Source organism: Stenotrophomonas sp. 21LCFQ19 (assembly GCF_056861425.1).
In genome coordinates this window covers 102,883-114,950 of the sequence record NZ_JBSPUF010000008.1, presented here as the reverse complement: position 1 = coordinate 114,950, position 12,068 = coordinate 102,883, and the positions used below count along the sequence as shown (strand labels likewise).

The window sequence follows — 12,068 nt, the reverse complement described above, 5'->3', positions numbered from 1 at the left end:
CGGCGCAATCATCAACTGCCAACCAAGGCCATTCCATGCAGCGTCACCGCACCACTTCTGCAGTCACCCGTACCACCCATCATTTTCCGCGTCGCTCGCTGCTGGCCCAGGCCTGCGCGTTGTTGATCCTGCCGCTGGCCGCACAGACCGCGCTGGCCCAGGATGCCGCGCCGGCCGAGGCGCGCAGCGCCGCCGCGGCGCTGGACACCATTACCGTCACCGCCGAGCGTCGTGAACAGAACCTGCAGGACGTGCCGGTGTCGGTGGGCGTGGTGCAGGGCGAGGCCCTGCGCAGCTATACCGAAGGTGCCGACGATACGCTGCTGGCGCTGTCTGGCCGCGTTCCCAGCTTCTATGCCGAGACCACCACCGGGCGCATCTTCCCGCGCTTCTACATCCGCGGCCTCGGCAACATCGATTTCTACCTCGGCGCCTCGCAGCCGGTCTCCATCATCCAGGACGACGTGGTGCTGGAACACGTGGTGCTCAAGTCCAACCCGGTCTACGACGTGGACCAGGTGGAAGTGCTGCGGGGCCCGCAGGGCTCCTTGTTCGGCCGCAACACCACCGCCGGCATCGTCAAGTTCGATACCGCCAAACCCAGCCAGGACCCGAGCGGCCGGGTGAATGTCAGCTACGGCAGCTACAACACGGTCGCCATCGACGGTGGTATGGGCGGCGCGATCAATGACGTGCTGTCCTACCGTGTGTCGACCCTGTACCAGCACCGCGACGATTGGGTGGACAACACCTATCGCGGCCCCAGCGCCGACGGCACGGTGACGCCGAAGAACGACACGATGGGCGGCTACGACGACCGCAACCTGCGCCTGCAGCTGCTGTACAAGCCGAACGAGCAGTTCTCGTTGCTCGGCTCCGTGCATACCCGCGACTATGAAGGCACCTCCACCCTGTTCCTGCGCAATGCGCTGGTGAAGGGCAGCAACCGCGTCGATGTGCCGCGCGACAAGGTCGCCTTCGATGAAGCCGACAACAACCCGCAGGCCTACAAGACCCACGGTGGCTCGCTGAAGGCCACCTATGACTTCGGCAACACCACGCTGACCTCGATCAGCGCCTATGAGACTACCTCCGGCTATAGCCGTGGTGATACCGACGGCGGTGCCGCAGCGAACTATCCGGTCAATGGCCTGCCCAATGGTTACGGCCAATCGATGGGCCAGGTGCAGGACCTGGACCAGTTCACCCAGGAGCTGCGCCTGGCTTCCAATGCCACCGATCCGCTGTCATGGCAGGTTGGCGCGTTCTACTTCGATGGCCGCGACACCACCGATTTCTACCAGCGCGCCTGGTTCCTCAACGCACCGGCACGCAATCCCAACAACTGGGTGCGCCTGCGCAACATCAATACGTCGTGGGCAGGCTTCGGCCAGGTGAGCTGGAAGGCCACCGATGCGTTGACGCTGACCGCTGGTATCCGTGCGACCAAGGACGAGAAGAGCACGCGCCTGCTGAAGACCGCCGACACCGCTGCCGGTCTGGTCACCTACAAGGGCCGCCACAACGTCGAGATGTCGGACACCCAGCCGAGCTGGGACCTGAGCGCGATGTATGAAGTCAGCCCGGAGCTGAGCCTTTACGCACGCGTGGCACGTGGCTTCCGTGGGCCGACCATCCAGGGCCGCTCGGCGGTATTCAATGCCGACTTCACCACTGCCGATTCGGAAACCATCCTGTCCTGGGAAGCCGGCATCAAGAGCAGCCTGTTCGACAACCGCCTGCGTCTGAACGTCAGTGGCTTCACCTATACCGTCAACGACATCCAGCTCAACGGCAATGACTCCAACGGCAACGGCGTGTTGTTCAATGCCGACAAGGCGCGCGCCTACGGTCTGGAAGCCGACATGGATTGGCGCCCGATCCCGAACCTGTCGCTGACTGCCGGCTTGAGCCTGCTGCACAGCGAGATCCAGGACAAGCGCGTCTATGCGCAGGTCTGCGCGTTGAATGGCGTGGTGGTGTGCACGGTCAACGACCCGACCATCAAGATCGGCAGCAATGTCTACGCCCAGATCGACGGCAACCCGCTGCCGAACGCACCCAAGTACAACTTGAACCTGGCCGCGCGTTACGACATTCCGGTTGGTGATGATGGCGCGGTGTTCTTCGCCACCGATTGGAACAAGCAGGGCGAAACCCAGTTCGTGCTGTACGACAGCAAGGAGTTCTACTCCAAGGGCAATTTCGAAGGTGGCCTGCGTGTTGGCTATACCGGCGGCTACGGCGCCTGGGAAGTGGCGGCGTTCGCCCGCAACATCACAAACGAGAAGAACCTCAAGGGCGTGATCGAAAACTACATGGCAGCGGTCTACAACGACCCGCGCATCATTGGTGTTTCGTTCAACTACAACTGGCGTTGAGTTTTGCTTGAAGCCCCTCTCCCTCCGGGAGAGGGGTTGGGGTGAGGGTGCGTGCAAGCAACCTGCAGTTGCGCTCTGCTTTGGTAGTGCTGCGGGCAAAGCAGGGGCTGGAAGCCAGAAGCCAGAAGCCAGAAGCCAGAAGCAGCCCTCATCCGCCCCTTCGGAGCACCTTCTCCCGTAAACGGGAGAAGGGAAAGGGCCAAAGCCAAAGCCAAAGCACTAGAGCCAGGAGCCAGGAGCAGAGCGATTCCCGCCTTCGCGGGAATGACGGCATCGGAGCAAAAAACCAAAGCCAAAGCCAAAGCCAAAGCGAGCGCGAATTCCAGATCCCCGATCAGACCATACCCGCACCCACGGTCGCCCTAACCGGAATCCCGGCCGGATCAAACTCCTCCAGGCAGAACACATTCACCCCGTAGTAGTCCGGGGTGACCCGCTTGCGGTGGAACGGATAGATACCGCAGGTGCCGCAGAAATAGTGGTGCGCGGTCATCGTGTGGAACTGATACTCCACCAGCGCCTCCTGCCCGGACAGCAGCTCGAACGCGGATTCATGCACCTTCACCATCAAGGCGTTCTTGCGCCGGCAGATCGAGCAATCGCAGGTGGTGAGTTCCGGGAAGTCGGTCTGAATGCGGAAGCTGACAGCGCCGCAATGGCAGCTGCCCTGGTAAGTCTGCAGGGGGCGGTGGGACACGCGTATCTCCAAAAACAAAATGAGCGCCTAGGCAAGGCTTGGATCATACTCAGCCCATCATCGGACGGGTGGGGAGAGGGTGATGCGCGCATTCCTGAGAGGCTTGCTGGCGGTGGTGCTGGGCTTGATCGCTGGCAGCGCGGTGAACATGGGGCTGATCCTGCTCGGTGGCCAGTTGATACCACCGCCAGCGGGTGCGGATACCAGCACCACGGAAGGCCTGCAAGCCGCAATGCCCATGTTCGAAGCCCGCCACTTCCTGTTTCCCTTCCTCGCCCATGCATTGGGCACCTTTGCGGGTGCGTTGCTGGCAACCTGGATTGTTGGCCGAGTCAGTAAAGTGCCGGCACTGCTGATCGGCTTGCTGTTCCTGGCCGGCGGCATCGCCAGCTGCTTCATGCTGCCAGCACCACGCTGGTTCGAGGTGCTGGACGTACTGCTGGCCTACCTGCCATTTGCCTGGTTGGGTTATCAGAGCGCAAAAAAAGCCAGCTAGGACTGTGGGAGCGGCGTGAGCCGCGAAGCTGATGATCCAACTGCAACCGCTTCATTTGCGATTGCAGTTGTTGACCTGCCTGTCCCGGTACGAGCTTCACGGCTTACGCCGTTCCCACAACCCCCACCGGCTGCGGCAGCGCCTGCCCGAAACACAGCACGTTGCCAGCAGGATCGGTGACGCTGAAATCGCGCATGCCATACGGCCGGTCGCCAATGGCAACGGTGATGGCAACGCCGGCAGCCAGCAGCTGCGCGTGATAGTCGTCGATGCCGTCGATGTGCAGGTACAACCTGCTGATTCCACCGGGTCTGGCATCGCTACGGGTGACCAGGGTCAGCTCCACCTCGTCGCGGCAGACAGAGGCCATTTCAGCGGGGTCACCCCATTCCCATGCCAGCGAGAAGCCAAGCTTGTCGCGATAGAACGCCAGGACTGCGGACAGGTCTTCGACACCGAGAAATGGCGACACCGAATGGAAGTGCGTGGTTGTCATGGCAAGTGTCCGTTTGGGGCTTGGGTTCAGGAGCCTGGCGGAATCAGTCCGGCATTCGCGCCGTGCTTGGCATCGCTTACGGTTTGTTGTTGCATCGCCGATGATGTGTTGACGCTGCGGTGACCGCAGGATCAGACCGTGAACGTTTTCGCGTAGCTGTCGCGATCGATATCCACGATCTCGACACTGATCTGCAGCTCCAGTCCACCGGCGGTAATGAGTGATCCAAGTGCTTCCAGCAGTACGTTGGCAACATCGCGTTTGATCTCGCTGCTGCGACCACTGAGTATCGCCAGGCGCGCGGCCACAAAGCCACGCGGGCTGTCAGTGGTGCCGATCGCGACGCAATCAAACGCCAGCGCACGCGATTTGATGTCGGCTTCCTCGAACTGGCCGGTGCCGAGCAGCGCATGGTTGAGGGTGCGCAGCACCGCCGGGGTAATGGCGGTGGCGAGGTTGCTGCTGTATTCGATGGTCAGATGGGGCATGGCGAATTCGTTGTCAGGGCTGCGCGGATGGCAGCAGCGCGTTGATGCGCTGGATCATCGCACCCGGGTAGTGGATTTGGGTGGGTGTATCGGCGAGCGGTGCAGCGGCATCGGCATCGCGCAGGTCGGCGTCCAGGCCACTTTTGGGTAGATAGATCGGTGCCGCCACCGAGAAGCCGCGCTCAGGCAGGTGGCCATGGACGGCACGATAAAGCTCGATGGCATCAAGCAGGGTCAGCGCCGGGCCCGGGTGCATGCCGTCGGCGTCATACCACTGCAGGTCGGGGGCTGCGGCCGAGGCGCTACGCAGGGCTTCGGAGATTGCCACATAAGGAATGCCGGCCTGTCCGGCGGCGGCTGCTTCCTTGGCGATCAGGCGGGCAGATGCCGCCGGGTGTGCCTGGTAGCTGCCCAGCAGCAGGACGCGCGCGCCGGCGTCGCTGCCGGCCTTTGCCAGTGCCCTGATCGCCGCCTGCGATCTTGTACAGGCGGCTTCGTCGGGCCAGCACAGCAGGGCACCGCCTTGCTCCTGCAGAACCAACAGTTGCGGACGATGCTCGGCCAGTGCACGTTGAACCGAGCCATCTGCAAGCCGTTCGTCGAGTAGCGCGCCACCCTTGACGATCATCTGGCTCTGCAGCGGATGGCCATTGGCGGCACTGAGCGCAGCGTAGGTTGCTGGCAGGTTGCCCACGTAGATGAGGCTGTTGCCAACGAACAACGCCTTTGTCGGCTGCGCCGAAGGTTGCGCAGCGCACGCGGTGAAGGCGAACAACAGCATCAGCAGTGAGATCCATCTGCGCATTCCGAACTCCGTGTCGTGATCGGCTATAGGTGAGACTCTGACCGCATCACCAATCAATGGTTCCGCGGATCACCGTCTGCACCTGCCCACCGGACCAGACATCGCCGTGCTCGTCGATGCGCAGTTCCAGCAGGGCATCGTGACCGACTTCGCGGCCCTGGCTGGCGGTGTAGCGCTTGTCCACGCCGGGCAGGGCATCGCGCTCGTCCAGCCAGGCGGCCAGTACTGCGTTGGCCGCGCCGGAGGCGGCGTCTTCAAAACGACGGCCATTGCCTACGAAGGCGCGGACCACCAGTTGGTAGTTGTCGCCAACAGTACGTGCATAGGCGAACACGCCCATTGCGCCGGTGGATTCAGCGAGCGTGGCGATCGCGTCCCAATCCGGATTGAGTGCGCGAAGTGCGGGCTCATCAGCGACTTCAACAACCCACCAACGGCGACCGCCATCCATCAAGGCCGGGGGTAGCGTGCCCAGCGACCAGCCGGTGATGGCCGGCTGCAGGCGTGGATCGTCAGCAGTGACGATCTCGGCCACCGAGGCGCGCGGGGTGCGGATGGCGATGGTGCGGATGCCGTCGTGTTCGCTGATCTGCAAAGGCAACTGGCCAGCGATGCCGTCCTGTACCAGCTGTCCGTCGATGGCTGCCACCACTCCGCTTTCAAGCACGGCATGCGCGCTGCCGACGCTGGGATGGCCGGCGAACGGCACCTCCTTTTGCGGGGCGAACATGCGGATGCCGTAGCTGGTGCCGGGTTTGGTCGGGGCGAAGATGAAGGTGGTTTCGGGCAGGCGGGTCCAGCGGGCGATGGCCTGCATGGCGGCATCGTCCAGGCCATCGGCATCGAGGACCACGGCCAAGGGGTTGCCGGTGCCGGGGCGCGGGGCGAAGACGTCGAGTTGCAGGAAGCGGCGGGTGGTCATGGGAGAGTCCGAGTGCTGTGAGGCTGTTCTGTTGCTGTTGTTGTTGCTTTGGCTTTGGCTTTGGCTGTTGCTTTGGCCGTGGCTGTTGCTTTGGCCGTAGCTGTTGCCCTGGTTTGGGCCGTTGCAGTTGGCTTTTGCCTTAGCCCCTCTCCCGCTTGCGGGAGAGGGGTTGGGGTGAGGAGAGGCGGACGAAGTCCGCTTGCTTGGTGCTTTTGGGTTGTTGCTGTCTGCAAAGGAAAAATCAAAGGCATGCGTGCTTCGCACGCTTCCCCTCATCCGCCCTTCGGGCACCTTCTCCCGTTAACGGGAGAAGGGAAAAGCGGGCACGGCTTTCGCCCTCACCACTCAATCTGCCCAGCAATAACCTGTTGCACTTCACCACCAATCCAGATGTTGGAGTCCGCATCCACTTCCACCCGTACCTCGCCATTGCGGCCGAGCTCACGGCCCTGGCTGGCCAGGTACTGCTGGAAGGGTTTGATCCGGCCCTGCGCCAACAGCTGTGCGGCAACCAGCGCGTTGGCGCTGCCGGTGACCGGGTCTTCGTTGACACCGACGCCGGGCGCAAAGGCGCGCACCACGTACTGGTAGCCCACATCCGGTCGGTCAGCCGGTGCATACACCGCCAGCTTGCCGCGGCCCGGCATGGTGCCAATGGCGGCAAACTCCGGCTTGTAGCGGCGCAGGGCGGCCTCGCTGCCGGCCTCCAGCAGCCACCAGTCCGGGCCGTTGTTCCAGAGTTCCGGGCTGTGGCCGGGCTTGGCCAGTGCTGCCAGACCTTCAGGAAGGGCGTCGAGGGTGGTATCACGGCGTTCCGCCTGCGGGCTGCGCACATGGATCTGGCGGAACCAACGACCGCCCTGTACCCGTACTGGCAGCAGACCGGCTTTGCATTGCTGGATCAGCTGGCCGTTGTCATCGGGCGTGGCCAGACCCAGTTCCACCGCGGCCCAGGCGGCACCAACGCTGGGATGGCCGGCGAAGGGCAGTTCGCCCTTCGGGGTGAAGATGCGGATGTGGTAGCTGGCGCCTTCATCGGGCGGCAGGAAGAAAATGGTCTCGGACAGGTTCAGCCAGGCGGCGATGGCCTGCAGGGCGGCATCATCCAGGCCTTCGCTGTCGACGATGACACCCAGCGGGTTGCCGGTGCCCGGGCGGGCGGCGAACACGTCCAACTGCAGATAACGGCGAACAGACATTGCGGATCGGTTCCAGACGACGGCTGGGCAGCTTACCAGTGCACCTGTCCGGCGATAACCGGCTGGACCTGGCCGCCGATCCAGACCGTGCCTTGCGTGTCGATTGATAGCTGGATGCGACCATCGCGCCCCACTTCGCGGCCCTGGCTGGCCACGTAGTTGCCATCAGCGTTGGGTAGTTGCCCGTGTTGCTGCAGCCATGCGGCGATCAAGGCATTGGCACTGCCGGTGACGGGGTCCTCGGGTACGTCGGGGGCATCGGCCGGGCAGAACGCCCGTGTCACCAGTGCGTGGTCCGCACCGGGTTCGGCGGCGAATACCGCAACACCGGTCGCGCCGGTGGCATTGCTCCAGTCGGCGATTGCAGGCATGTCCGGAACGAGTGCACGGACGCTGTCGGCGTCACGCGCCGGCAGCAGCCACCAGCCAGGTCCGTTGTCCCAGAGTTCGGGGGCATATCCCGGCGCGAGCAAGGCCTGTAGCTGTTCCGGCACGACACCCGGCGCGGTCTGCCGCTGCCGGGCAGGTGGGCTGGCCAACAGGATGGTTGGGGCATCACGCGGGCCGCTTGCCTGCACGGGTAGCAGGCCGGCAGCGCATTGCTGCAGCAGTTGGCTGTCACCTGGCGTCGCCAGGCCCGAGGTGATCGCCGCCCACGCCGCGCCAACGCTGGGATGGCCGGCAAAGGGCAGTTCGCTGCTCGGGGTGAAGATGCGGATGCGGTAGCTGGCGCCCTCGTCCGGCGACAGGAAGAAGACCGTCTCGGAGAGATTCAGCCAGGCGGCGAGGGCCTGCATGGCGGCGGTATCCAGGCCATCGCTGTCGAGGATGACACCCAGTGGGTTGCCGCTGCCGGGGCGGGCGGCGAAGACGTCCAGTTGCAGGTAACGGCGTTGGCGCATGGATTTTCGGGTCGGGCGGGCTGTGCCCAGCTTAGGAAGGTTGGGAAAAAGCGCCAGAGGCGGCAAGGCTTTCAGGGCCATTCCTCAAAATAATGAACCGTCATCCCGCGTAGGCGGGAATTGCTCTGGCTTTTGCCCTTTGCCCTTTGCCCTTTGCTGGGTGCGAGAGCCAGAGCTAGAGCTAGAGCTAGAGCGATTCCCGCCTGCGCGGGAATGACGGCATTTGGAAGCGTTGGCAACGGCCACAGCCAAAACCAAAGCCTCCAGTCCAGCCCCCATTCACCCAAAGATGACCCGAAACGTTGCAAATGCTACTTTCTCCGCCCCGGGAAGGGAGGCCGGGCGGTGATGGTATCGCCGGTAACTCAGCCGTCCCGGCACAGCGGCCTTGGCATAGAATCGGTAGTTCCGCCCGCATTGCCGGGTCTTTCTCCCACTAGTGAATCCACAAAGCCAATGTCTGCTTCCCCAATCGCTGATCGCTGGATCGTCCTCAAGTTCGGTGGCACCTCGGTGTCGCGTCGTCATCGCTGGAACACGATCGGTCAGTTGGCGAAAAAACGTGCGGACGAGACCGGTGGCAGGGTACTGGTGGTGGTGTCGGCCTTGTCGGGCGTCACCAACGAGTTGACCGCGATTGCCGACGGCGCCGCCGACAGCCGCGAGCGCGTGGCCGCGCTGGTCACCCGCCACAATGAATTCCTCGCCGAGCTGGAGCTGGGCAGCGAAGTGCTGGCTGAACGTCTGGCCGCGCTGCAGGCGCTGCTCGACGACCCGCGCGCGGCCAGCCGTCCGCTGGACTGGCAGGCCGAAGTGCTGGGCCAGGGCGAGCTGCTGTCCTCCAGCGTCGGTGCCGCCTACCTGCGCAGCAACGGCCTGGACTTCGGCTGGATGGACGCCCGTGAGTGGCTGGATGCACTGCCGCCCGCGCCCAACCAGACCGAGTGGTCGCAGCGCCTGTCGGTGAACTGCCAGTGGCAGGGCGGCGGCGATTTCAAGCAGCGCTTCTCGGCGCAGCCGACCCGCATGCTGATCAGCCAGGGCTTCATCGCCCGCCACGGCGACGGAGGCACCGCCATCCTCGGCCGCGGCGGCTCGGACACCTCGGCCGCCTATTTCGGTGCGCTGCTCGGTGCCAGCCGCGTTGAAATCTGGACCGACGTGCCGGGTATGTTCAGCGCCAATCCGAAGGACGTGCCGGATGCGCGTTTGCTGACCCGCCTGGACTATTACGAGGCGCAGGAAATCGCCACCACCGGCGCCAAGGTGCTGCACCCGCGCTCGATCAAGCCCTGCCGCGATGCCGGCGTGCCGATGGCCATCCTCGACACCGAGCGCCCGCACATGCCGGGTACCAGCATCGACGGCGCCGCTGAGCCGGTGCCGGGCGTGAAGGCAATCAGCCGTCGCAACGGCATCGTGCTGATTTCGATGGAAGGTATCGGCATGTGGCAGCAGGTCGGCTTCCTGGCCGACGTGTTCAACCTGTTCAAGAAGCACGGCCTGTCGGTGGACCTGATCGGTTCGGCCGAGACCAACGTCACTGTGTCGCTGGACCCGTCTGAAAATCTGGTCAACACCGATGTGCTGGCCGCGCTGTCGGCCGACCTGTCGCAGATCTGCAAGGTCAAGGTGATCGTGCCGTGCGCGGCCATCACCCTGGTTGGTCGCGGCATGCGCTCGCTGCTGTACAAGCTCTCCGACGTGTGGGCCACGTTCGGCAAGGAGCGCGTGCACATGATTTCGCAGTCCTCCAACGACCTGAACCTGACCTTCGTGATCGACGAGGCCGATGCGGATGGCTTGTTGCCGATCCTGCACGCCGAGTTGATCGACAGCGGCGCCATGCCGGTCTACGAAGAACAGGTATTCGGCCCGCGCTGGCGCGAAATCATCGGCAGCATCCGCCCGCGGCAGACGCCGTGGTGGCAGGCGCCGGCCAAGCAAAAGAAGCTGCTGGAGCTGGCTGTGCAGGGCACGCCGGCCTATATCTATGACCTGGACAAGGTGCGTGAGCGCGCCCGCCAGTTGAAGGCGATCCCGGCGATCGACCGCCGTTTCTACGCGATCAAGGCCAACTCGCACCCTGAGATCCTGCGCACGCTTGCTGCTGAAGGTTTCGGCCTGGAATGTGTATCGCAGGGCGAAGTGGAGCTGGTGTTCGCCTCGGTGCCGGGCATCACTCCGGAGCGCGTGCTGTTCACCCCGAGCTTCGCACCGATCACCGAATACCAGGCAGTGCTGGCGCGTGGCGTCAACGTCACCGTCGACAACGTCGAATTGCTGAAGCATTGGCCGGAAGTGTTCCGTGGCCGTTCGCTTTGGCTGCGCATCGACCTGGGCCACGGCGATGGTCACCACAAGAAGGTGAACACCGGCGGCAAGGATTCCAAGTTTGGTCTGTCCGCGCAGCGCGTCGACGAGTTCATCGCCGCCGCCCGCGCGCTGGATATCCGCATCACCGGCGTGCACGCGCACCTGGGCAGCGGCATCGAGAACAGCGGGCACTGGAAGCAGATGGTCGATGAGATGGCCGGCTTCGCGCGCCGTATCGGCAGCGTTGAAATCCTCGATATCGGCGGCGGTCTGCCGGTGCCGTACAGCGATGATGACGAGCCCTTCGATCTGGACGCTTGGGCCGCTGGCCTGGCCGACATCAAGGCCGTGCACCCGGCCTTCCAGCTGGCGATCGAGCCCGGCCGGTTCATGGTGGCCGAGTCTGGCGTGCTGCTGACCCACGCCTCGCAGGTAGTGGAGAAGGATGGCGTGCGCCGCGTTGGCCTGGATGCCGGCATGAACGCCCTGCTGCGCCCGGCGCTGTACGACGCCTGGCACGACATCGCCAACCTGTCGCGGCTGGATGCCGAGCGCGATGTTGATTTCAGCGTGGTCGGCCCGATCTGCGAATCCAGCGATGTGTTTGCCGAGCGGGTGAAGCTGCCGGCGGCGACCGCACCGGGCGATGTGATGGTCATCGCCGATGCTGGCGCCTATGGTTTCAGCATGGCCAGTACCTATAACCAACGCGCCTTGCCGCGCGAGGACGTCATTGATGAAGTGCAATGACGTCTGTTTGCTGCGAAAACCTTTGTCGTCCGTTGCGCGCTGACGCGCAACGGCCAGTTTGATTTCCGGATACGCCATGACAGCTTTTGATAAAGACCAGGTTTCCCGTTTCCGCTTCGTCCGCTGTGATTTCGCCGCGGACACCGGTGTGGCACGGCTGGTATACGCCTTCGACGACGGTCCGGAGTTGACCGAGACCGTCACCGTGCCGGGCGCGCCGTTCCAGTTGGACGACGAACGCACGGCCGCGGTGCAACGCGCCCTGCAGCTGCTGCACCTGATTGCAGGTGTCAGCTACTACAAGGCAGCGGTGCCGGCACAGGTAAGCATCGACAGCTACGCCATCGATGCGGCCACGGCCGCGTTGGTGGAAACGGTGTACTTCAACGGCCTGGGCGAATTCGCCTACCGCAACGGCCTGAACCTGCGCGACAGGTTCAAGCTGCCGGTCAATGAGCCCCTCTCCCGCCGGGAGAGGGGTTGGGGAGAGGGTACGTCAGCCGACGCAGCTTCCTCCGCAGCCGGGGGGGGGGGGGGGGGGGGGGGGGGGGGGGGGGGGGGGGGGGGGCGCGGGGGGGGGGGGGGGGGGGCCGGCGCCCGCGCCGCGCCGCCGCCC

Annotated in this window: 11 protein-coding genes; 4 read left to right on the top strand and 7 right to left on the bottom strand. The window is 64.3% G+C overall.

Translation table 11 applies throughout. From position 1 onward, the window contains the following. Positions 1 to 35: 35 nt before the first annotated feature. Positions 36 to 2,381 carry a TonB-dependent receptor gene (locus AC13FW_RS10655; protein WP_482989037.1) on the top strand — a complete coding sequence of 782 codons (2,346 nt, stop codon included), beginning with the start codon at positions 36 to 38 and terminating at the stop codon, positions 2,379 to 2,381. 334 nt (positions 2,382 to 2,715) lie between these two features. Here AC13FW_RS10655 and AC13FW_RS10650 read toward each other — a convergent pair whose 3' ends face one another. Beyond that, complete coding sequence (locus tag AC13FW_RS10650) at positions 2,716 to 3,078, bottom strand: GFA family protein (protein WP_296253568.1); 363 nt, start codon at positions 3,076 to 3,078, stop codon at positions 2,716 to 2,718. Positions 3,079 to 3,160: 82 nt separating this feature from the next. On the opposite strand from AC13FW_RS10650, the gene AC13FW_RS10645 reads away from it, so the two are divergent. Then, complete coding sequence (locus AC13FW_RS10645) at positions 3,161 to 3,574, top strand: hypothetical protein (RefSeq protein ID WP_482989036.1); 414 nt, start codon at positions 3,161 to 3,163, stop codon at positions 3,572 to 3,574. A 103-nt stretch (positions 3,575 to 3,677) separates the two neighbouring features. Here AC13FW_RS10645 and AC13FW_RS10640 read toward each other — a convergent pair whose 3' ends face one another. The 6 genes from AC13FW_RS10640 to AC13FW_RS10615 all read right to left on the bottom strand — a co-directional run bounded on the left by AC13FW_RS10640 (position 3,678) and on the right by AC13FW_RS10615 (position 8,386). Then, complete coding sequence (locus tag AC13FW_RS10640; protein WP_482989035.1) at positions 3,678 to 4,070, bottom strand: bleomycin resistance protein; 393 nt, start codon at positions 4,068 to 4,070, stop codon at positions 3,678 to 3,680. A gap of 131 nt (positions 4,071 to 4,201) precedes the next feature. Then, positions 4,202 to 4,558, bottom strand: coding sequence for a 5-carboxymethyl-2-hydroxymuconate Delta-isomerase (locus AC13FW_RS10635; RefSeq protein ID WP_482989034.1), 357 nt, complete (start codon positions 4,556 to 4,558; stop codon positions 4,202 to 4,204). A gap of 13 nt (positions 4,559 to 4,571) precedes the next feature. Further along, positions 4,572 to 5,363, bottom strand: a complete 792-nt coding sequence (locus AC13FW_RS10630; RefSeq protein WP_482989033.1) for a hypothetical protein — start codon at positions 5,361 to 5,363, stop codon at positions 4,572 to 4,574. Positions 5,364 to 5,409: 46 nt separating this feature from the next. Next, positions 5,410 to 6,285 carry a PhzF family phenazine biosynthesis protein gene (locus AC13FW_RS10625; protein ID WP_482989032.1) on the bottom strand — a complete coding sequence of 292 codons (876 nt, stop codon included), beginning with the start codon at positions 6,283 to 6,285 and terminating at the stop codon, positions 5,410 to 5,412. Between the two features lie 338 nt (positions 6,286 to 6,623). Then, on the bottom strand, positions 6,624 to 7,484 hold the full coding sequence (locus AC13FW_RS10620; RefSeq protein ID WP_296253147.1) for a PhzF family phenazine biosynthesis protein: 861 nt from the start codon (positions 7,482 to 7,484) through the stop codon (positions 6,624 to 6,626). A 32-nt stretch (positions 7,485 to 7,516) separates the two neighbouring features. Next, positions 7,517 to 8,386 carry a PhzF family phenazine biosynthesis protein gene (locus AC13FW_RS10615; protein WP_482989031.1) on the bottom strand — a complete coding sequence of 290 codons (870 nt, stop codon included), beginning with the start codon at positions 8,384 to 8,386 and terminating at the stop codon, positions 7,517 to 7,519. A gap of 456 nt (positions 8,387 to 8,842) precedes the next feature. On the opposite strand from AC13FW_RS10615, the gene AC13FW_RS10610 reads away from it, so the two are divergent. Together AC13FW_RS10610 and AC13FW_RS10605 are read left to right on the top strand one after the other, a co-directional pair. Then, positions 8,843 to 11,452, top strand: a complete 2,610-nt coding sequence (locus AC13FW_RS10610) for a bifunctional aspartate kinase/diaminopimelate decarboxylase (RefSeq protein ID WP_482989030.1) — start codon at positions 8,843 to 8,845, stop codon at positions 11,450 to 11,452. Positions 11,453 to 11,528: 76 nt separating this feature from the next. After that, the coding region (locus AC13FW_RS10605) for a MurL-like N-terminal domain-containing (RefSeq protein WP_482989029.1) at positions 11,529 to 12,068 on the top strand (540 nt) is incomplete at its 3' end.

Excerpts from the sequence above, each read along its gene's own strand:
- AC13FW_RS10630 (WP_482989033.1), bottom strand. The coding sequence starts at position 5,363 with ATGCGCAGATGGATCTCACTGCTGATGCTGTTGTTCGCCTTCACCGCG.
- AC13FW_RS10645 (WP_482989036.1), top strand. The coding sequence starts at position 3,161 with ATGCGCGCATTCCTGAGAGGCTTGCTGGCGGTGGTGCTGGGCTTGATC.
- AC13FW_RS10655 (WP_482989037.1), top strand. The coding sequence starts at position 36 with ATGCAGCGTCACCGCACCACTTCTGCAGTCACCCGTACCACCCATCAT.
- AC13FW_RS10620 (WP_296253147.1), bottom strand. The coding sequence starts at position 7,484 with ATGTCTGTTCGCCGTTATCTGCAGTTGGACGTGTTCGCCGCCCGCCCG.
- AC13FW_RS10635 (WP_482989034.1), bottom strand. The coding sequence starts at position 4,558 with ATGCCCCATCTGACCATCGAATACAGCAGCAACCTCGCCACCGCCATT.
- AC13FW_RS10615 (WP_482989031.1), bottom strand. The coding sequence starts at position 8,386 with ATGCGCCAACGCCGTTACCTGCAACTGGACGTCTTCGCCGCCCGCCCC.
- AC13FW_RS10610 (WP_482989030.1), top strand. The coding sequence starts at position 8,843 with ATGTCTGCTTCCCCAATCGCTGATCGCTGGATCGTCCTCAAGTTCGGT.
- AC13FW_RS10640 (WP_482989035.1), bottom strand. The coding sequence starts at position 4,070 with ATGACAACCACGCACTTCCATTCGGTGTCGCCATTTCTCGGTGTCGAA.
- AC13FW_RS10625 (WP_482989032.1), bottom strand. The coding sequence starts at position 6,285 with ATGACCACCCGCCGCTTCCTGCAACTCGACGTCTTCGCCCCGCGCCCC.